Consider the following 18,730-nt stretch of genomic DNA (forward strand, 5'->3'; position numbering starts at 1 on the left):
CGAGGTTGAGTCTCAGCGCAACGGCTTTAGCGCACGTAGATGGTGGGGCCGCCGGCGTTGGCGGGCAGGAAGATTTCGGAGTGCACGCCATGACGGTCGATCACGATCGAGCGTGCGCGCACTTCGGCAAGTTTCGAATCCTGGCCGATCGGGCCGCCGAGCGAGATCGCCCGGGACGGCTCGCCGCCCACGCTGACGATGGCCGCGGCGCCCTGCGACAGCGCGAGGATGCCGAACAGATGGATGTCCTGCGCAACGTTGTGTTCGAGCTTGCCGCCGAACAGCGTGCCGGCCTGGTCGAGCGAGACCGGCGCCTGAGCGGCGGCGGCCTGCACGGGCGCGGCGCGGGTGGTGGCGATTTCGAGTGTCCACCACGCGGCCGTGGCGCAGAACGCCGCGAAGGCAGCGAGTGACAGGAGTCGGATTTGTAGTGGGTTCATGTGCCCCATTGTACGGAGTAATGTGAACGTTTTGATGGCAGTCCGTGGTGTCGAAAGGCTCTAGAAACGGCTGCCAGAGCGAGACCAAAGCACAACCAGCGAGCGGTCAGAGCACACGCTCGAAAAGCGGGTCGCGAAGGCGTCATCGTGTGACATTACAATGACCCGTCATGCGCGCGGATGTGCCGCGAAAACGAGCAACGATCATCATCAGGAGGGAAGCAAGTCATGTCCATGTGGGCCGCCAAATACCGTGGGCAACTCAGCCGCGACGTCATCGAAGGCCAGCGCACGCGCCGTCAACGCGGCTTCACGCTGATCGAAATCATGGTCGTGATCGCGATCCTTGGCATTCTCGCCGCGCTGATCGTGCCGAAGATCATGAGCCGTCCCGACGAAGCGCGCCGTGTCGCGGCAAAGCAGGACATCGGCACGATCATGCAGGCGATGAAGCTCTATCGCCTCGACAACGGCCGCTATCCGGCCCAGGATCAGGGCCTCCAGGCGCTGGTCCAGAAGCCGACCACCGACCCGGTGCCGAATAACTGGAAGGATGGCGGCTACCTCGAGCGCCTGCCCAACGATCCGTGGGGCAATCCGTACCAGTATCTGAACCCGGGCGTGCATGGCGAGATCGACGTCTTTAGCTACGGCGCCGACGGCAAGCCCGGCGGCGAAGGCAACGACGCCGACGTCGGCTCCTGGCAGTAGTCCCGCACGGGCGATGTCACGCGCGGCGCGCGCCGGTCGAACACACTCGATCACCGCGCCGCGAGACCTCGCCCTGAAGGTTCGCTTTCTTCTCCCGCTCCACGCTCTTCCAGCTCATGCGCCCCCGCACTCTTCGCACCCCGCGCCGCCTTGATCGCGCGCCGACGCCTGCGCGCTCGGCGGGCTTCACGCTGCTCGAAATGCTCGTGGTGCTGCTGATCGCGGGGCTGCTGGTGTCGCTCGCATCGCTTTCGCTCACGCGCAATCCGCGCACCGACCTCAACGAAGAGGCGCAGCGCCTCGCGCTGCTGTTCGAATCGGCCGGCGACGAGGCGCAGGTGCGCGCGCGCCCGATCGCGTGGCAGCCGATCTCGGGCGGCTTTCGTTTCGACGTGCGCACCGAGGACGGCTGGCGCCCGCTGCGCGACGACCTGCTCGGCCCGCGCCAGTGGGAAGGCGGCGTGACCGGCGTGTCAATCACCTATCCCGGCGGCGACGACGACTACCATGCAGACCGGCTGGTGTTCGGCACCGAGGCGGTCGAGCAGCCGGTCGAAATCACGCTGTTCTCCGCGGCGGGCCGTGCCACCATCATCGGCACCGGCGCGGGCCGCTATGAGGTCCGCTGAGATGCGCGTTCGCGCCCCGCAGCCGCGTTCCGAACGCCGCGCCCGTGCGCGCGGCTTCACCATGATCGAGGTGCTGGTTGCGCTCGCCATCGTGGCCATCGCGCTCGCGGCGTCGCTGCGCGCGGTGGGCAGTCTCGCCACCAGCGAGGCCGATCTGCACGACCGCCTGCTCGCGGGCTGGAGCGCCGACAATGCGCTCGCGCAGTTGCACCTGGCGCATGCGTGGCCCGACCTCGGCGAGCGCAGCTTCGACTGCTCGCAGGGCAATCTGCGCCTGACCTGCACGCAGCATGTCGCGGCCACGCCCAACCCTATCTTTCGCCGCGTGGAGGTCTCGGTGACGACGCCGGGCCGCGACGGCAATCTCGCGCAACTCGTCACGGTGCTCGGCAATGAGACGAACCGGTCACTGTGAGTTCGCGATGAGTACGCCACCCAGACCGCGCGCGCCCATGCGCCGCGCCGCCGGCTTCACGCTCATCGAGCTGCTGGTGGCCATCGCGATTCTCGCCGTGGTGGCGCTGCTCTCCTGGCGCGGCCTCGACCAGATCGTGCGCGGGCGCAACATCATCACGCATTCGATGGCCGAGGAGCGCGTGTTCGCGCAGATGTTCGACCAGATGCGCATCGACACGCGCCAGGCCGCGAGCGACGACGAAGCCGGTGCGCCCGCGATCGCCATCGACGGCGGCGCGCTGCAGATCGTGCGCGTCTTCGCCGTACCGCCCGGTGCGCCGCCGCGTTTGCAGGTGGTGCGCTACCGCGTGACCAATGGGCAAGTGGTGCGCTACGCCTCGCCGCCGCTCGCCACGGTCGGCGCATTGCGGCGGGCGCAGCGCGGCGGCGAAACCGGCGCCTGGAACGCCTTGCCGATGATGCAGGGAGTAGGCTCGATCAGCGCGCGCCTGTATGTGCCGAAGGTCGGCTGGACCTCGGACATGGGCGACGTACGCGCGCAACTCGACGCGAACAACAACGGCGTGAAGGTGCCGCAGATCGGCAACGCGCCGGTGCCGCGCGCCGTGACGGGGCTGGAAGTGAGCGTGGGCGCGCGCGCGCTCGCGCGGCCCGTGACGCGTGTTTTCCTGGTGGGGGAATGAGCATGCGCTTCCGTTCCTCACCGCGTACCCCACGCACGACCGCGCGACAGCGCGGCGCGGCGATCATCAGCGCGCTGCTGGTGGTCGCGCTGTCGGCCATTCTGGTTTCAGGCATGCTCTGGCGTCAGCAGGTTCAGTTGCGCCGCATCGAAAATCAGCGCCTGCTCGCCCAGGCGCAGTGGATTTCGCGCGCGGCGCTCGACTGGACGCGTCTCATCCTGCGCTCGGAGGCCGATACTTCGGCGGGCGTGACCTATCTGGGCGGCGCCTGGGGCATGCCGGTCGCGAAAACGCGGCTTTCCGATTTCCTCGGCCAGATCGGCGAGGTCCGCGCCGAACAGGGCGCCGACACCTGGCTGTCCGGCTCGATCGAGGACGCCCAGGCGCGCTTCAATCTGCGCAATCTGGTGTCGGCCTCCGCGCCCGGCGCGCTGCAACTCAACCTAACGCAGATCCAGGCGTTCGCGCGGCTGCTGCAACTGCTCGGCATAGACGGGCAGTTGGCGAAAAGCGCCGCGGTCTATCTGCGCTCGGGGCTCGCATTTTCGGTGACGCGTTTTCAGACCGCAGCGCCCGGCATGACGGCCAGCGGCACCGCCGCGACCCAGCAGCTAGCGGGCGGCTCGGGCGGCGGGGCGAACTTCGCCGACAACCCCGGCATGGCCGATGGCGACGGCAGCAGCACGGCTGCGCCGATCCTCATGACGAGCGTCGATGCCTTGCTCGACGTGCCCGGCTTCACGTCCGACATCGTTGCGCGACTGCGCCCCTTCGTGACGATCCTGCCCACCACGACGCCCGTCAACATGAATACGGCGCCGGCCGAAGTGATCGCGTCGATCGTGCAAGGCATGAGCCTGTCGAGCGCGCAGGCCTTCGTGGCACGGCGTCAGACCGTGTTTTTCCGCAATCTGAGCGATGTGCAACTGGCGCTGACCGGCGCCGGCAGCGCGCAGACGAGCATCGACTCGACGCTCTGCGACGTCAATACGAGCTATTTTCTGGTGCATGGGCGCGTGCAGCACGAGCGCGCCGTGGTGGAGCGCACCACGCTCGTGTGGCGCGACCCGCTCACCCATACGACGCGCATCGTGCGCGTGCGGGATGAATCCTGAAGCGAATCATGAAACCGTACCAGTCCAACATCGAAAAGAGGTGCGTGTGAGCACGCTGATCGTCCTGATGCCGCCGCGCGATCCGGCGGTTCACTCGCAGGAATGGCAGTTGCCGGAACTGCCGTTCGTGCTGCTCGACAAGGCAGGCCGTACACAGCGCGCGGGCCGCGCGGCGCTCGGCCTCTTGCCGAAAGCGTCGGCCACCGTGCTGCTGATTGCCGCTCGCGACCTGTTGATGGTGGCGGCCAGCGTGCCGCCGCTCAAGGGGCCGCGGCTGCGTCAGGCACTGCCGAACGTGGTCGAGGATCACCTGATCCAGGACCCGCAAACCTGCCATCTCGCACTCGACCCCGCGCGCCTGCCTGACGGACGGCAGACGGTCGCGGCGATCGATCGCGGCTGGTTCCGCTTTATCGTCGAGGGCTTCACGGGCGCCGGGCATCGCAACCTGCGCGCAGTGCCGGTGGCGCGCTGCCTGCCCGTCGCCGCGCAAGGCGCGGCCGCACCCGTGGAGGCCGAGCCGGTCGTGGCGGGTGAGCATGCTCAGGCGCCGGCAGCACCCGCTACCGCCGCCACGCTTGAACCGGTGACCGCTTGCGTGCTCGGCCAGGTCATGTCGACGGCGCCCGCGCTGCTGCCCGACATGGCGGTGACGCCCACGACGCCCGCCGCGCTGCTCGAACTCGCGATCGTGCGCGGCGCATCGGCCGAAGGCTTCGCTGTCCCGGCGACGAGCGTGGCCGCGACGGTCGCCGCCCTCGCCGGCGATGCCGATGTGACGCGCTACGTCCTCACCGGTCTGCCCGGCGAGCCCACCCGCGCCGCCGACAAGGCCGCGCTCGCCGCCACCCTGCCCGGCGCGCAGCCGCTCGCGTTCGAGACGCTCGCGCAGCGCGCGCTCGCCTGCAAGTTCGACCTCTGCCAGTTCGAGTTCGCCGCGCAGCCGTGGCGTCTCGACCGCGCGACGCTGCGCCGTCTGCGCGTGCCGATCGTGCTGGTCGCGGCTTCGCTCGTGGTGGCGATCATCGGCGCGAATGTGCAGTGGTTGATGCTCGCGCGTCAGCGCGACGCGATCAACGCACAGATGACGGAGTTGCTGCTCAACGCGTTTCCCAAGACCACCGTGGTGCTCGATCCGGCCGGCCAGATGGCGCGCCAGCTCTCGCAATTGCGCGTGGCCGCGGGCGAGCCTTCGCCCGACGATTTCCTCGCGCTCGCCGACGGCGTCGCGCGCTCGCTCGGCCCCGTGCCCGCGAATGCAATCGCGGCGCTCGACTATCACGACCGGCGTCTCGACGTGACCTTCAAACCGGGCGTCAATGTCGATGCCGATCTGACCCAGCGCCTCGCGCGCAATGGCCTCACGGGCACGCAGGACACCAGCACCGGCAAATGGACCATCAGGAGCGCGTCATGAAGACCTCGGCATTGAGCGGCGCGTGGGCCGAAACCTGGAATAACTTTTGGGAAGGCCGCACGGCGCGCGAAAAGGTCCTGCTGACCTGGGGCGGCGCGGTGCTGGCGCTGGCGATTGGTTATTCGGTGCTGTGGCAGCCGGCGGCGGATGGCCGCGCGAAGCTGCGCGAGAGCCTGCCCGCCTTGCAGCGCGGACTTGCGCAGATGACGGCTCAAGCTGACGAGGCACGCGCGCTCGCGGGCGCGGCGGCGAGTGTCGCCCCGGGCGGCCAGGCGCTCAAGGACGCGCTGACGGCGTCGCTCGCCGATCACGGCATGCCGGGCGCGCAAGTGCAGTTGATCGGCACGACCGCGCAGGTGCAGATGAAGAACGCTTCGTTTCCGGTCTGGACAGGCTGGCTCGACGATGTGCGCAAGCAGTTCAAGGTGCAGGTCGTCGAGGCGCACATTACGGCGCTCAAGGCCGACGGCCAGGTCGATCTGACCGCGTCGCTGCAGAGCGCGAACGCGCGCTGAACTTAAAGCCAGAGGTCGATCGCATGTCTTACTGGATGCGGCGCGTGCGCGCCGCGCTTCCCTGGCTGTTGGTGGCCGTGCTCTCCGTGGGCGCCGTGCTGCTGGTGCGGCTGCCCGCCGCGTGGATCGCGCCGCTGTTCGCGCGCGCGACGCAAGGCCACGTCAATCTCGTCGATCCGCAGGGCTCGCTGTGGCAGGGCTCGGCCACGCTCATGCTCGCCGCGGGCAGTGACGTGCAAGGCGCGACGCTGCTGCCGGGCCGCATCGAATGGCGTACGTCGTTCTGGACGCTCTTCACGGGCCGCGTGCGCATGCAGATGCGTCAGACCGAAGCGATGCCGGAGCCCATCGACGTCGAGGCGACGCCGCGCGCCGCCACGGTGACGGCGGGTGCGATCGCGGTGCCGGCCTCGCTGCTCGCGGGGCTGGGCGCGCCGTTCAATACGCTCGACCTGGATGGCAATGTGCGGCTCGCGTGGAGCCCGTGGCGCGTGTTCGGCACCGATGCGTTCGGGCGACTCACGGTCACGCTCGGCGACATGAGTTCGCGCGTTTCGCTGGTGAAGCCGCTGGGTTCGTATGAGGCGGTGTTGCAGGCGCAGGGCGCGTCGTCGACGCTCGATCTGAGTACGCAGAAAGGGCCGCTGATGCTGGACGGTCACGGCACGTTCTCGCGCAACTCGGCGATGTTCAACGGCACCGCGAGCGCCACGGCCGATCAGCGCGATAACCTCGCGGGGCTGCTGAACCTGCTGGGGCGGCCAGTTGGCCCGGGAACGGTCGCGCTGACCTTCATGCACTGAATCTGATCAGTCGAACACCGGGCGCGAGCCGTTGCGGCCGCGTCCGGCGCGCGCGTTATTGCGCTCGTGCGTTCTGCGCACTTTGCGTCGTGGCGGCAGCGGTGTTTGCCGCTACGTCCGATGCCGTCGGCGCGGGCGCCGCCACGCCGCCGCTTTCGCGCGTCATTTGCGTGGTGTCCCAGCCACCGCCGAGTGCCTTCACCAGCCCCACCGACGACACCATGCGCTGCCCTGCGATGCTCGCGAGCTTTTGCTGGGCCGTGAACGCCGTGGTCTGCGCGGACAACACATTCTGATAATCGGTCGTGCCGGCCTTGTACTCGTTCGTGACGATGAGCAGCGCGTGCTGCGCCGAGTCGACCGCCTGCTGCTGCACGACGATTTCCTGCGCAAGGATGCGCTGCGAGGCGAGGTTGTCCTCGACGTCCTGGAACGCGGCCAGCACGGTCTGACGGTAGGTCGCCACCTGCTGGTCGTAAGCTGCGCGGGCGGCTTCGGTCTGCGCGCGACGCAGGCCGGCATCGAACACCGTGGCCGCAAGCGACGGCCCGAGCGTCCAGAAGCGCGACGGCATTTGCAGCAGTTGCGAGAACACCGAGCTTTCGAAGCCGCCGCTCGCGGACAGCGTGAGCGTCGGGAAAAACGCAGCAATCGCCACGCCGATCTGCTCGTTGGCCGCCGCCGCCTTGCGCTCCGCCGAGGCGATATCGGGCCGCCGCTCGAGCAGCGCCGAGGGCATCGTGAGCGGTACAGTGGGCGGCGTGGCCGTGAGCGGCGAAGCCGCAATCGCAAACGACGACGCAGGCTGGCCGACCAGCACGGCGATGGCGTGTTCGTCCTGGGCGCGCGCCACGCCGTTGTCGATCGCGGAGGCCTGGGCGGATTGCAATTGCGTCTGCGCCTGGATCACGTCCGCGCGGCCCGCCACGCCCTGGGCGTACTGGTTCTGCGTGAGCGTCAGCGACTTTTGATAGGCCGCAACGGTATCGTCGAGCAGCTTTTGCTGCGAATCGAGCGCGCGCAGCGTGAAGTAGGTCTGCGCGAGCGTGGCCTGAGCCGAGAGGCGCGCGTTGGCCAGATCGGCGGCGGCGCCCTGCTGACCCGCTTCTTCAGCGCTGACGGTGCGGCTCACCTTGCCCCAGAGATCGGGCTCCCAGGTGGCGTCGAGGCCGAGATTGACGTTGTTGGTGATGTTGCTGCTCGCGTTCGATACGCGCGTGGGCGTGCTCGAACGCGTGCCCGAGAACGAGGCGCTCACCACCGGGAAGTAAGCCGCGCGCGCTTCGCCCACGAGCGCGCGCGCCTGACGATAGGCCGCCGCGTACTGCGCGACGGTCTGGTTGTTAGTGTTGAGCTGATCCATCAGCCCGTTCAGTTGCGCGTCGTCGTAGATCAGCCACCAGGCGCCGCGATCGGCCGTATCGGCGGGTTGCGCGACCTTGAAGCCCTCGGGCGCTTCCTTGTAGGCCGCGGGCACCGCCGTATCGGGCCGATGATAGTCGGGGCCGACCGCACAGCCGCTCAACTGAAACGCCAGCGCGGCCGCCGCGCCGATCAGCGCGAGCGTGGGCGCGCGACGGCGCAGCGGAGCGGAAAGGCGACCGGGGACAACGAGACGGCGGGACATGCGAGGAATTCCTGTCGAGGCGGCTGGCGATTGAATAAACGGCGGAGCGAACGACGCGGCTGACGGACTGCGGCAATGGTAGCGCACGCGCGTTGCGCGGCGCGCAATCTGTAAGGTTAAGCGGGGAACGGGGACGGATGTGTTACGGCGCGTAAGACGCAGTTTACGCGCCGTTACTGCGTGCGCCGTTGCCACGCAAGCGGCGCAGCGCATGAAGGGCGTCGTGGGCACGCAGGCGCGCGTTGCGCGCAATCCCTGCGCATGCGGGACGGCAAGCACGCTGGGCGCTGGTGCAGGCAGATTTTGCGGTTGCCGATGCCTGAGTTGCCGGGGTGTCGATCGCGACGCTCACGCTCTGGCCGCCGCGCTGAGTGCGGCGCCGATCGGCCCACATCATGAGCACGACAGCGATCGAACCACCCGGCAGCACGAACATGGCCGCATAGAGAGCGATCTTGCGCCAACGCGCGGCACCGCCGGCATGCGCAAAGGCATGTCTTGCTGTGCAGGTGACCGAGCGGCCAATGCCGCCGAGCGCGTTTTTGAGGTACAGCATGGCGCGACCAAAGAAGAAATTCGGGAATCCGATGAGTTTAAGTGCTTGCCGGTAATAATATTGACTATGCAACCAAATCACAAGATACTTTGCGCTGCATCATTTCCGGTGTTGTTTTTACGCTGCGATAGCGACAGATCCATGACGGCAGCGCGCGATACGACCCGATCCGGAATTGATTTCACTGCCCAGGCAGAAAAATAACCGGCTAGAATGCGCTTGTTTACGCGATGGATGAGAACGTCTTTCCCATGAGTGACGGCCCTTACGTGCCAGGCAAGGTCGGCGTCGTGCCGAGTCTCGGCTATTTCCTGTCGACCGCCCGCAACGTGCTGGCGACGCGCATGGATCGCGCGGTCGCGCCGCTCGGGCTGACGTCGTCGCAGATCGGCGTGATCCTGCTGCTCTGGTTCGAGCGCGCCCGCACGCCCAATGAGATGTCGCGCGTGCTCTCGTACGACACCGGTTCGATGACCCGTATGCTCGACCGGCTGGAGAAGAAAGGCTTTCTCGAGCGCAAGCGCAGCCACGCGGATCGCCGTGTCGTGGAACTCGAACTCACCCCGCTCGGGCGCCATGCGGCGCAGCAATTGCCGGATCTGATCGCCGCGGTGATGAACGAGCAGCTACAGGGTTTCAGCGCCGATGAAGTCACGATGCTCATCAGCCTGTTGCAGCGTTTCATCGCTAACGATGCGCAAACGCAAGCAGTCTGCGGTCACGCCGAAAGCCAGGCGGACGCGCTTCCCTGCACCCCTGAGTAATCACCGGGCCGCCGATCCGGTGGTTTGCGCAGCGTAAAGACCGCGGCTGGACAGCGGCCTCATTGCAGTGGAATATCTGTCTGGGCAGACAATGCCCTGGCATATAAATTAGAACGACCGTGCGCGTGCAGCTGATTGCATCGTCAACGGTTCCACCCGAGCAAGACCGATCAACGATCCTGAACAAGGACCCGCAGATGGACGCCACCAGCGCCGCGCCCGCCGCCCCTCCGGCCAGCGCCGAACCGAAGCCCCTGACCGGCGGAGCGCTCGCGCTGCTGACCGTGGGTCTCGCGCTCGGCACGTTTATGGAGGTGCTCGACACCTCGATCGCCAACGTCGCCGTGCCCACCATCTCGGGCAATCTGGGGGTGGCCAACAGCGAAGGCACCTGGGTCATCTCGTCGTACTCCGTGGCTTCGGCGATCGCCGTGCCGCTCACGGGCTGGCTCGCGCGCCGCGTGGGCGAAGTGCGCCTCTTCACGCTTTCGGTGATTCTCTTCACGATCGCCTCGGCGGCTTGCGGCTTCGCGACGAACTTCGAGACGCTGATCGCCTTCCGCCTCGCGCAAGGGCTCGTGTCCGGCCCGATGGTGCCGCTGTCGCAGACCATCCTCATGCGCACCTATCCGCCCGAAAAACGCGGACTCGCGCTGGGACTATGGGCGATGACGGTGATCGTTGCGCCGATCTTCGGCCCGGTGATGGGCGGCTATATCACCGACAACTACACGTGGCCGTGGATCTTCTACATCAACGTGCCGATCGGCCTGTTTTCAGGCGTATGCGCGTTCATGCTGCTGCGCGGCCGTGAAACGAAGATCACGAAGCAGCGTATCGACGCCGTGGGCCTCGCGCTGCTCGTGATCGGCGTGTCGTCCCTGCAGATGATGCTCGACCTCGGCAAGGACCGCGACTGGTTCAGCTCGAAGTTCATCGTCGCGCTCGCGGTCATCGCGGCGGTCTCGCTCGCCTTCATGCTCGCGTGGGAAGCCACGGAAAAAGAGCCCGTTGTCGATCTCACGCTGTTTCGTGACCGCAACTTCGCCCTTGGTGCGCTGATCATTTCGTTCGGCTTCATGGCGTTCTTCGGCTCGGTTGTGATCTTTCCGCTGTGGCTCCAGACCGTGATGGGCTATACGGCCGGCATTGCCGGTCTTGCGACCGCGCCGGTCGGATTGCTCGCGCTCGTGCTATCGCCGCTGATCGGCCGCAATATGCATCGGCTCGATCTGCGCATGGTGGCGAGTATCGCGTTCCTCGTGTTCGCGTTCGTGTCGATCTGGAACTCCACCTTCACGCTCGACGTGCCGTTCAGTCACGTGATCCTGCCGCGCCTCGTGCAGGGTATCGGCGTGGCCGGCTTCTTCGTGCCGATGACGACCATCACGCTGTCGAGTATTTCCGACGATCGTCTTGCCAGCGCCTCGGGCCTGTCGAACTTCATGCGCACGCTGTCCGGCGCGATTGGCACGGCCATCAGCACGACGTTCTGGGAGGACGACGCGATCTACCACCATGCGGTGCTGTCGGAGTCGGTGAACGTGTATTCGCCCAACACCATCGCGTATCAGGACGCGTTGGCGAACATCGGCTACGCGGGTCAAAGCATGACCGCGAAGCTCAACGACGTGGTGACGAACCAGGGCTACATGATGGCGACGAACGACTTCTTCCGTATATCGTGCGGCGTGTTTCTCGTTCTTGCCGTGCTGGTGTGGATTACGAAGCCCAGAAAAGGCGCGGGACCGTCGCTGGGTCACTGAAAGCCCAAAGGACGGTCCCGCGTGTGGGTAGCGAAGCGAAGGATTAACGAGCGGTGACGCCGTTGGTCTGGATCTCTACGCGGCGGTTCTGCGCGCGGCCTTCCGCCGTGGCATTCGAGGCGACAGGCTTCGACGCGCCATAGCCATGCACTTCGTATTGGCCAGCATGCAGGCCGTGCGACTGCAGATAGTTGCGCACGGTTTGCGCGCGGCGCTGCGAGAGGCGTTCGTTATAGGCCTTCGAGCCGACCGAGTCGGTATGGCCGTCAATGACGACGCTGCCAATGTTCACGCCGTCGCTGTCCGCGATGAACTTGTCGAGCGTCTGCTTTCCGCCAGGCAGCAGATCGGACTTGTCAAACGCGAAGTTGGCGTCGGCGTTCAGCGTGATCGTACGCGGCTGGGTGTTGACCTGCGGCGGGGGCGGCGGCGGCGGCGGAGCGGTCTCCTGGACCACCGGCTGCGGCGCCTGGCAGACGAAGAGGATTTCGCGCGGATCGTTTTCCGGCTTGAAGCCCGCAGCGGCGCGATCGACCGACGAGACACGCAGCGGCTGCTTGTCGCCGCAGATCTCGTTGACCTTCTTCATACACGCCTTCGAGCTTTCAAGCAGCCCGAGACACTGCACGCGATAGGCCTGGGTGCCGTTGGCGAGCGTCACGATGTCGAGATTGTGCATGGGCCCCGACGCGGTGGTGCAGCCTGCGGCGACGACGATCAGGAAGGCCAGCACGCTGGCTGGCAGAAGTCGCATTTTCATTTTGGATTCGAATGATTGAAGAGGAATGAAACCGTCCGGCGCACGCCGAAGCACGGCCACGATACGTTTCCTCGATGGTTCGCCCAATCAGAAAATGCTTAAATCCTCAATCGGAATGATTCGATTCGGAGTCCATCTTATTGTTCTCGGTCGTCTTTAAGACAAATCGTGGTGAATGACCGCTACGCGCCGTCGCAACGGGGCTTAGCGGCCACAGAATCTGTCAGTACAAACTCAAGGTGCCGAGGCCGATGCAGTCGGTGCCGCCGCCGAGGCGGGCAACGGTGCGTCGCTGGTGTCGCTCGTATCGCTGGCGCCCGGGATCGACTGCTCGATACCGGTGCGCACGTACTGCTTGAACGCTGCGCCTGCGGCCCAGGGATCGGGCTTGCAGCCGATCGAGCTGTCGCAGTGCGCCGCGAAGCCGATGGTCGTGGTGCCGTCGCCGTTCACCGTTTTCGTGATCTCGTAGGCGAGCGCACGCTTGCCGCCGCCGGGGCCGGAGGTCTGGATCAGCGTGTCGGTGACGGTCTGCACTTCGTATTTCGAATGACCGCGCACCCAGTCCTGGGCGCGTTGCCACCAGATGTCGCACTGAGGTTTGTCGCCGCAGGTGAGCGGTGCGGTGGCGATCTGCATGACGTCGGGGTTGACCTGACCGCGCGGCGCGCAGGCAGCCAGCGCCGCGCAAAGCAGGATCGGCAGGATTCGTTTCATCGCTTGGGTTCCTCCCTGTGTTGGCCGGCGCTCGTGCGCTTCGCATGCAGCGCGGCCCGTCAGTTTGTCGTTGGCGTGGCTCGTGGGAGCGACTGCGTGACTATAAGGGATGAAAGCGCGGCGGGCGCCATCGGGCAGCGTGGCGCCAGGCCCATAAGGACTTGGACCGTGCCCGCCCGATGGCGTTTCCCGCAATTGCGATGCCTGCTGTGTCGAGGCCTGCGTCAGACGCTGAAGCGATTGAGCGTATAGGCGCGGTAGGCAGCCACGAAGGCGTCGAACGAGCCGACCTCCTCGCGCTCGAGCTTGGCCTGCTCGTCGAGCGATTGGCGCGCGAGTTGCTCGAAATGCGCCGTCGTTTGCGCATCGAGTGGGCGTGCGAGGAAATCCGCCGCGTGACGCTCGCTTTGCGCGAGGGCAAATTGCATGAAGGTCTGCTGCTGGTCGCGCATGGTTTGCAGCACGCGTGCCGACGGCGTGAGTGAAGCGTCGGCGAGTTTCGCGCGCTGGGCAGCGAGCGCTCGCGCATGGGCGTCGCCACCGTGTAGCGCGTCGAGCGCGGCAGCCGTGTGCTCGATCTTCGCGAACAACTCCGTCGCCCAGTCCTGCATCGCGACAGGCTGGCCGCCGCGTGTGAGCGCAAGACCCGGCTTGCGGCCTTCCTTGGTCACGAGGCCGAAGTTCTCATTGGCTTCCGCGTATTCGGCCTCGGGCAGCAGCGGGCTGTCGTCGAGCGCACAGGCGAGCAGATAGGCGTCAAGAAAACGCGCCGTTTCGAGCGAGATGCCGGTGGGTTCGAACGGGTCGATATCCATGCAGCGCACCTCGACGTACTGCACGCCGCGCGCGGCAAGCGCATGCAGCGGCCGCTCGCCGGGCCAGGTCACGCGCTTCGGACGGATCGTCGAGTAAAACTCGTTTTCGATTTGCAGGATGTTGGTGTTGATCTGCACCCACTCGCCGTCGCGATGCGTGCCGATTGCCTCGTAAGGCGGATACGGCTGGCTCACCGCCTGGGCGAGCGCGTCGAGATAGCCCGGCAGCGTGTCGTAGTCGGCGCGCAGTGCGGACTGGCCCGTCGTGTTCGAGTAGCCGAGATCGCTCATGCGCAGGCTCGTCGCGTACGGCAGATAGAGCGTGTCGGCGTCGAGGCTCTCGAGCGCGTGCGCGCCGCCGCGCAGAAAACGCGCGTCGAGCGCGGGCGAGGCGCCGAACAGATACATCAACAACCAGCTCGTGCGGCGGAAATTGCGGATCAGTGCGAGGTAGCGTTCGGACTGGTAGTCCGTCTGCGTGGCCGTCGATTGATCGTGCGCATGCAGCACGCGCCACACTTCTTCGTTGAGCGAATAGTTGTAGTGGATGCCCGCGATGCATTGCATGGTGCGGCCGTAACGCAGCGCGAGACCCATGCGGTAGACGTACTTCAGGCGCCCGATGTTCGAGCTGCCATAACGCGCGATGGGAATGCCGTCGTCGCTGGCCGGCAACTGGCCCGGCATCGACTCGTTCCAGAGCATTTCGCCGTCGCGCGCGAGCACGCTGTAGACGTAGCGATGCAGCTCGTCGAGCTTGTCGAGCGTGATCGATGCGTCGTGCTCGGCCGGCGTGATGATCTCGATCAAGGCTTCCGAATAGTCGGTTGTGAGCGACGGATGCGTGAGCGCCGAGCCCAACGCCGCTGCATGCGGCGTCATGGCGAGATGGCCATCGCGCGTCACCCGCAGGCTTTCCTTTTCGATGCCGCGCAGACCGCGCGTGAGCGCGTCGCGATGCGGCCCGGCGCTCAGCACGGAAAGGCGCTGCGTGAGAACGTCGTTCGTGCGTGTAGAGGTCGTGTCTGGCATTGAGGGCAGGTCGGGCACTGGCCGGCGGCGAGACGTTGCACGCGCCGTCGACAGGGATTTTTTCGGTAGCGGGCACTTTAACATCTCGCCGAAAGACCTGCTTGAGGCCACTTCGGGCACGCTTTTGCGGCCTGTTCGCTATCGTCCGAAGCCTTTGCTGGCGCGGCTTTGCCCGATTCTGCCGATTCTCCCTGGACACGTGTGTCCGCGCTGCGGCGATGCTTCGCGCGCCCCTCAAGCGCGCGGCGCTGCCCCAACGTCCAAACCGCTGCTATTGCGCGTTAGCCGCCGCGCGCCGCGCCTGCCCGATCGGCGATTTCGTTCCAGAGATGCATGGCGGCGTAGGCACGCCACGGGCGCCAGGCGTCGGTGCGGGCACGCTGTTGGGTCGCGCGCACGAGGTTCGGATCGCGCGCGGCGATGGTCTGCATCAGGACGAGGTCGGTGGCGGGCCAGGCGTCGGCATCGCGCCAGGCGCGCATCGCCACGTATTCGACGGTCCACGGGCCAATCCCTGGCAACGCGAGCAACCCCGCGCGCATGGTGTCGAGCGTCGCGCGTTCGGTGGCGGCATCGGTATCGGTTGCATCGACACGTCTGCGGCGCTTGCCGGACACGTCCAATGGCGCAGGCGCCCGCTCGACGGCGACCGCACCGCTCGCCACAGCCGCCGCGAACCCCTGTAGCGCCGCGACGCGCTTGCCCGGCATGCCGATACCGGCAAGATCGGCGGCAGCGAGTGCGGCGGGCGTGGGAAAGCGCCACGCCGTGCGTGCATGCGCGTGGCCTTCGATGGGTCGGCCCACGCGCTCGACGAGGCGACCGACGATCGTGGTCGCAGCCTTCACGCTGACCTGCTGCCCGACGATCGCGCGCACCACCAGCTCGAAGCCCGACCACGCGCCCGGCACGCGCAGTCCAGGCGCGGCGGCTACGAGTGGCGCAAGCCACGGATCGACGCCGAGGCTCGCACCGACCGCCGCTGGGTCGGCGTGTACGTCGAACTGGCGCGCAAGCGGCGCGGCAAGTGCGTGCGCGTGGACGCTCACCGGCCCGTCGATTTGCGCGACCAGGCAGTGCTTGCGCGCATGGCGACGGACGGCGAGCGTGCCGCTCGCGCCATTGAAGTCGATGGCGCGCAGCCATGCGCCGTCTTCCACCGCTTCGACGCCGGGCGTCGCGCGACCCGCGAGGAAGCGCAGCATGCGTGGCCAGTCGTAGGGTGCGCGAAACGGCAGTTCGAACGTGGTGCTCGCGGCGTCGGATGAGGGGATGGATTGCTGGACGGCGCTCAAGCAGGGGTCTCCGGCGTGGTGGTGGCGCGGGCGCGCCCGTCCGATTTTAGGGACTTTGCAGTGGGTTCCGGCGCGTCCTGTGCCACAAGCACTTCGCCCGCCCGCGCTTCTGCATCGATAAGCGCCGCCTTGCGCGCAAGTCCCCAACGATAGCCGGCGAGCGCGCCGCCCTTCTGGACAACGCGATGGCACGGAATCGCCAGCGCCACCGGATTCGACGCGCACGCGGTCGCCACGGCGCGCACCGCGCGCGGCGAGCCCACCGTTTCGGCAATCTGTGTGTAGCTGCGGGTTTCGCCATAGGGGATGCGCTGGAGTGCGTCCCAGACGCGTTGCTGGAACGCCGTCGCGGCGATATCGAGCGGTAGCTCGATACGCTCGCTGCGACCGTGCAGATAGGCGTCGATCTGCGCGACGAAAGGCGCCAGGCCCTCGGGGTCCTCGATGCAGTGCGCGTTTGCGAAATCGGCGCGCAGACTCTCCTTGAGCGCATTCGCGCTGTCGCCGAAGGCGATCCGGCAGATTCCCTTGTCGGTGGCCGCGATGATTACGCGTCCGAGCGGCGTGAGCGCGCCGGTATGGCGGATCGTGAGGCCCGCACCCTTGCGCCGGAACGCCGAGGGCGCCATGCCCAGCTCGCCCGCAACGCTCTCATAGAGCCGCGACGACGAATTGAAGCCTGCGTCGGCGCTCGCGCGCGTGACGTCGGCGCCTTGTGCGAGCGCATCGCGCAGCACGGCGCCCCGACGCGCGGCCTGATACTGGCGCGGCGAGACGCCCAGCACGCGCTTGAAGAGGCGCTGGAGGTGGAACGGGCTCAGGTGGACAGCGTCGCTGAGTTGGGCGAGCGTGAGGCGCGCTTGCGGGTCGGCGTCGAGCGCGGCACAGGCGCGGCGCACGATTTCCAGCTCGCGCGGCAGGCCGCCGGGGCGGCAGCGCTTGCATTCACGGTAGCCAGCTGCGCGCGCCGCGTCTGCATCGGCGAAAAATTCGACGTTTTCGCGCCGAGGCAGGCGCGATGCGCAGGAGGGGCGACAGAACACGCCGGTCGTGCGTACACCGTAGAAAAACTGGCCATCGGCGCGGACATCGCGCGATGCGATGGCGGCCCAGCGCGCGGCGTCATCGCCAGTGTCGAGGATGTTTGCAGCGGTGGACGGAGCGGCGTTCATGTCATGACTCCCGGTGAGTGCGGATTCGATGGTCCCACTGTAGCCGCTCGCTGGCACGCGGGCGCGCCGGATCTTGCGCTGCCATTCCGGGCCGCTGGCGGGATTCTTGGCAAGGTCGACCGGACATTCTGCCCTTTTAAACCGGGCGAATTGGCCAGTGATCCGGCGCCGGTACGGGTCCGCTGCCGCGCGTCAAACTCCGCCTGCGACAATTTGGCCCGATTGCGGGTTTTCCCTTAAAAACTTGTTGCAACGCGTCAGACCGCTGTGTATAGTGGTTCTTGTCTCCTCCATGTCTCCTCCTGATATGGATTAAGCCCGCTCACAGCAGCGGGCTTTTTTTCGTCCAGCGGTTTTGCAGGCGTACTTTGCCCTCGCCGCGCGTCGCCTTCCGTTCCCGCGTTCGTATCCCGATTTCCTTCTACACTGCCTGCATCGCCCCCAACGCGACTCGCAGAGGCACGCCATGCAGATCCAGATTCGCGAAATCGACCATGTGGTGATCCGCGCCGCGGATCCGGCGGCCATGACGCGTTTCTACTGCGACGTGCTGGGCTGTCGTGTCGAACGTGAGGAGCGCGAACTGGGGCTCGTGCAATTGCGCGCGGGCCGCTCGCTCGTCGATCTCATCACGGCGGGCGGCCCGCTCGACCGAAACGCCGAAGCTGGCGCAGGCCGAAATATGGATCATCTGTGTCTGCGCGTGGAGCCGTTCGACGGCGAAGCGCTGAAGGCCTGGCTCGCGCAGGCCGGTGCGCGGCCGGGCGAGGTGGTCGGGCGCTACGGCGCGCAAGGATTCGGGCCGTCGCTGTACCTGTTCGATCCGGAGGGCAACATGATCGAGCTGAAAGGCCCTCCCGCTGCCTGACGGCCCTTCGCGTCCTTCGCGATGCCGAGGGTCAGACGTTCTCGGGCGCCTTGAGGACGGTCCATTCGACGGCGACCGGCTCGCTCGTCTCGCTGCCAATCCACGCTGCACCGTCCTGGACGGTGCATTGCAGCCGCATGGTGCGCTCTGCGAGCTTGCCGAGTGCCGCTGCCACGCCCTCGCCGAGCGACCAGACGGTCACGTTGCGCAGGCGCTCCACCTTGCCGCGCACGCCTTGCCACCAGATGTCCGAGGTGCGGCCGCCGTAGGCGATCACAATCACTTCCTCGCTGCGTCCGCTGGCCTTGGCGATACGGCGCTCGTCCGGCTGGCCCACTTCGATCCAGGTCTGAATGGCGTTCGTATAGTCCTTGCACCAGAGATCCGGCTCGTCGGCGTCCGACAGGCCCTTGCAGAACTCGAGTCGCTCGCTCGCGAACAGCGCGAAGGCGGCGATGCGCACCATCATGCGCTCGTCGGTTTCGGAGGGATGGCAGGCGATCGTCAGCGCATGGTCGGCGTAGTAGTGCCGGTCCATGTCCGCAATCTGGAGTTCTGCCTTGAAGATGGTCGATTTGAGTGCCATACCGGATCCCGCGCCGCGCAAAAGCCGCACATGATAGCGAGT

20 protein-coding genes are annotated in these 18,730 nt (G+C 66.8%); 11 read left to right on the plus strand and 9 right to left on the minus strand.

Translation table 11 applies throughout. The features are described 5' to 3' along the window. Positions 1-26: 26 nt before the first annotated feature. Complete coding sequence (locus tag U5782_RS09900; RefSeq protein ID WP_322043643.1) at positions 27-440, minus strand: hypothetical protein; 414 nt, start codon at positions 438-440, stop codon at positions 27-29. 234 nt (positions 441-674) lie between these two features. Here U5782_RS09900 and gspG point away from each other — a divergent pair, with 234 nt between their 5' ends. The 8 genes from gspG (at position 675) to U5782_RS09940 (ending at position 6,730) form a co-directional block, all read left to right on the plus strand. Continuing rightward, positions 675-1,151 carry a type II secretion system major pseudopilin GspG gene (gspG, locus tag U5782_RS09905; RefSeq protein ID WP_322043956.1) on the plus strand — a complete coding sequence of 159 codons (477 nt, stop codon included), beginning with the start codon at positions 675-677 and terminating at the stop codon, positions 1,149-1,151. Between the two features lie 116 nt (positions 1,152-1,267). Next, positions 1,268-1,780, plus strand: a complete 513-nt coding sequence (locus U5782_RS09910; RefSeq protein ID WP_322043644.1) for a GspH/FimT family pseudopilin — start codon at positions 1,268-1,270, stop codon at positions 1,778-1,780. A gap of 1 nt (position 1,781) precedes the next feature. Continuing rightward, positions 1,782-2,195 (plus strand): type II secretion system minor pseudopilin GspI, encoded by a 414-nt coding sequence (gene gspI / locus U5782_RS09915; protein ID WP_322043645.1) that lies wholly within the window; start codon positions 1,782-1,784, stop codon positions 2,193-2,195. Between the two features lie 7 nt (positions 2,196-2,202). Then, positions 2,203-2,880, plus strand: coding sequence for a type II secretion system protein J (locus U5782_RS09920; protein WP_322043646.1), 678 nt, complete (start codon positions 2,203-2,205; stop codon positions 2,878-2,880). Next, positions 2,877-3,995: a type II secretion system minor pseudopilin GspK gene (gspK, locus tag U5782_RS09925; protein ID WP_415914290.1), complete on the plus strand. Its 1,119-nt coding sequence runs from the start codon at positions 2,877-2,879 to the stop codon at positions 3,993-3,995. The genes U5782_RS09920 and gspK overlap by 4 nt, the downstream gene beginning before the upstream one ends. Positions 3,996-4,041: 46 nt before the next feature. Further along, positions 4,042-5,412, plus strand: a complete 1,371-nt coding sequence (gspL, locus tag U5782_RS09930) for a type II secretion system protein GspL (RefSeq protein WP_322043648.1) — start codon at positions 4,042-4,044, stop codon at positions 5,410-5,412. Beyond that, the gene (locus U5782_RS09935) at positions 5,388-5,927 is read left to right on the plus strand and encodes a type II secretion system protein M (protein ID WP_322043649.1); all 540 of its coding nucleotides are present in this window, start codon (positions 5,388-5,390) and stop codon (positions 5,925-5,927) included. The genes gspL and U5782_RS09935 overlap by 25 nt, the downstream gene beginning before the upstream one ends. A gap of 23 nt (positions 5,928-5,950) precedes the next feature. Continuing rightward, a complete protein-coding gene (locus U5782_RS09940; protein ID WP_322043650.1) occupies positions 5,951-6,730 on the plus strand; it encodes a type II secretion system protein N in 780 nt (259 codons plus the stop codon). 55 nt (positions 6,731-6,785) lie between these two features. Here U5782_RS09940 and U5782_RS09945 read toward each other — a convergent pair whose 3' ends face one another. Both U5782_RS09945 and U5782_RS09950 read right to left on the minus strand, forming a co-directional pair. Further along, on the minus strand, positions 6,786-8,357 hold the full coding sequence (locus U5782_RS09945; protein WP_322043651.1) for an efflux transporter outer membrane subunit: 1,572 nt from the start codon (positions 8,355-8,357) through the stop codon (positions 6,786-6,788). A gap of 163 nt (positions 8,358-8,520) precedes the next feature. Continuing rightward, complete coding sequence (locus U5782_RS09950; protein ID WP_322043652.1) at positions 8,521-8,994, minus strand: hypothetical protein; 474 nt, start codon at positions 8,992-8,994, stop codon at positions 8,521-8,523. Positions 8,995-9,164: 170 nt separating this feature from the next. Between U5782_RS09950 and U5782_RS09955 the strand changes: the two genes are divergently transcribed. Both U5782_RS09955 and U5782_RS09960 read left to right on the plus strand, forming a co-directional pair. Then, positions 9,165-9,677 (plus strand): MarR family transcriptional regulator, encoded by a 513-nt coding sequence (locus U5782_RS09955; RefSeq protein WP_322043653.1) that lies wholly within the window; start codon positions 9,165-9,167, stop codon positions 9,675-9,677. A gap of 197 nt (positions 9,678-9,874) precedes the next feature. Further along, positions 9,875-11,443 carry a DHA2 family efflux MFS transporter permease subunit gene (locus U5782_RS09960; RefSeq protein ID WP_322043654.1) on the plus strand — a complete coding sequence of 523 codons (1,569 nt, stop codon included), beginning with the start codon at positions 9,875-9,877 and terminating at the stop codon, positions 11,441-11,443. Positions 11,444-11,486: 43 nt separating this feature from the next. On the opposite strand, the gene U5782_RS09965 is transcribed toward U5782_RS09960, so the two are convergent. The 5 genes from U5782_RS09965 to ada all read right to left on the minus strand — a co-directional run bounded on the left by U5782_RS09965 (position 11,487) and on the right by ada (position 17,234). Continuing rightward, positions 11,487-12,203, minus strand: a complete 717-nt coding sequence (locus tag U5782_RS09965) for an OmpA family protein (RefSeq protein WP_322043655.1) — start codon at positions 12,201-12,203, stop codon at positions 11,487-11,489. A 234-nt stretch (positions 12,204-12,437) separates the two neighbouring features. Further along, the gene (locus U5782_RS09970) at positions 12,438-12,920 is read right to left on the minus strand and encodes a hypothetical protein (protein ID WP_322043656.1); all 483 of its coding nucleotides are present in this window, start codon (positions 12,918-12,920) and stop codon (positions 12,438-12,440) included. 224 nt (positions 12,921-13,144) lie between these two features. Then, positions 13,145-14,767: a glutamate--cysteine ligase gene (gshA, locus tag U5782_RS09975; RefSeq protein WP_322043657.1), complete on the minus strand. Its 1,623-nt coding sequence runs from the start codon at positions 14,765-14,767 to the stop codon at positions 13,145-13,147. A 281-nt stretch (positions 14,768-15,048) separates the two neighbouring features. Further along, the gene (locus U5782_RS09980) at positions 15,049-16,062 is read right to left on the minus strand and encodes a DNA-3-methyladenine glycosylase family protein (RefSeq protein ID WP_322043658.1); all 1,014 of its coding nucleotides are present in this window, start codon (positions 16,060-16,062) and stop codon (positions 15,049-15,051) included. After that, positions 16,059-17,234 (minus strand): bifunctional DNA-binding transcriptional regulator/O6-methylguanine-DNA methyltransferase Ada, encoded by a 1,176-nt coding sequence (gene ada / locus U5782_RS09985; RefSeq protein ID WP_322043659.1) that lies wholly within the window; start codon positions 17,232-17,234, stop codon positions 16,059-16,061. The genes U5782_RS09980 and ada overlap by 4 nt, the downstream gene beginning before the upstream one ends. 466 nt (positions 17,235-17,700) lie before the next feature. Here ada and U5782_RS09990 point away from each other — a divergent pair, with 466 nt between their 5' ends. After that, positions 17,701-18,102: a VOC family protein gene (locus U5782_RS09990; RefSeq protein WP_322043660.1), complete on the plus strand. Its 402-nt coding sequence runs from the start codon at positions 17,701-17,703 to the stop codon at positions 18,100-18,102. A 31-nt stretch (positions 18,103-18,133) separates the two neighbouring features. Here U5782_RS09990 and U5782_RS09995 read toward each other — a convergent pair whose 3' ends face one another. Beyond that, positions 18,134-18,688, minus strand: a complete 555-nt coding sequence (locus U5782_RS09995) for a YaeQ family protein (protein ID WP_322043661.1) — start codon at positions 18,686-18,688, stop codon at positions 18,134-18,136. Between the last annotated feature and the right edge of the window lie 42 nt (positions 18,689-18,730).

It is taken from the genome of Paraburkholderia sp. J67 (assembly GCF_905220265.1).
Lineage (GTDB): Bacteria > Pseudomonadota > Gammaproteobacteria > Burkholderiales > Burkholderiaceae > Paraburkholderia.

Excerpts from the sequence above, each read along its gene's own strand:
- U5782_RS09945 (WP_322043651.1), bottom strand. The coding sequence starts at position 8,357 with ATGTCCCGCCGTCTCGTTGTCCCCGGTCGCCTTTCCGCTCCGCTGCGC.
- ada (WP_322043659.1), bottom strand. The coding sequence starts at position 17,234 with ATGAACGCCGCTCCGTCCACCGCTGCAAACATCCTCGACACTGGCGAT.
- gspG (WP_322043956.1), top strand. The coding sequence starts at position 675 with ATGTGGGCCGCCAAATACCGTGGGCAACTCAGCCGCGACGTCATCGAA.
- U5782_RS09965 (WP_322043655.1), bottom strand. The coding sequence starts at position 12,203 with ATGAAAATGCGACTTCTGCCAGCCAGCGTGCTGGCCTTCCTGATCGTC.
- U5782_RS09940 (WP_322043650.1), top strand. The coding sequence starts at position 5,951 with ATGTCTTACTGGATGCGGCGCGTGCGCGCCGCGCTTCCCTGGCTGTTG.
- U5782_RS09970 (WP_322043656.1), bottom strand. The coding sequence starts at position 12,920 with ATGAAACGAATCCTGCCGATCCTGCTTTGCGCGGCGCTGGCTGCCTGC.
- U5782_RS09960 (WP_322043654.1), top strand. The coding sequence starts at position 9,875 with ATGGACGCCACCAGCGCCGCGCCCGCCGCCCCTCCGGCCAGCGCCGAA.
- gshA (WP_322043657.1), bottom strand. The coding sequence starts at position 14,767 with ATGCCAGACACGACCTCTACACGCACGAACGACGTTCTCACGCAGCGC.
- gspK (WP_415914290.1), top strand. The coding sequence starts at position 2,877 with ATGAGCATGCGCTTCCGTTCCTCACCGCGTACCCCACGCACGACCGCG.
- U5782_RS09935 (WP_322043649.1), top strand. The coding sequence starts at position 5,388 with ATGGACCATCAGGAGCGCGTCATGAAGACCTCGGCATTGAGCGGCGCG.
- gspI (WP_322043645.1), top strand. The coding sequence starts at position 1,782 with ATGCGCGTTCGCGCCCCGCAGCCGCGTTCCGAACGCCGCGCCCGTGCG.
- U5782_RS09900 (WP_322043643.1), bottom strand. The coding sequence starts at position 440 with ATGAACCCACTACAAATCCGACTCCTGTCACTCGCTGCCTTCGCGGCG.
- U5782_RS09995 (WP_322043661.1), bottom strand. The coding sequence starts at position 18,688 with ATGGCACTCAAATCGACCATCTTCAAGGCAGAACTCCAGATTGCGGAC.
- U5782_RS09990 (WP_322043660.1), top strand. The coding sequence starts at position 17,701 with ATGCAGATCCAGATTCGCGAAATCGACCATGTGGTGATCCGCGCCGCG.
- U5782_RS09910 (WP_322043644.1), top strand. The coding sequence starts at position 1,268 with ATGCGCCCCCGCACTCTTCGCACCCCGCGCCGCCTTGATCGCGCGCCG.
- U5782_RS09920 (WP_322043646.1), top strand. The coding sequence starts at position 2,203 with ATGAGTACGCCACCCAGACCGCGCGCGCCCATGCGCCGCGCCGCCGGC.
- U5782_RS09955 (WP_322043653.1), top strand. The coding sequence starts at position 9,165 with ATGAGTGACGGCCCTTACGTGCCAGGCAAGGTCGGCGTCGTGCCGAGT.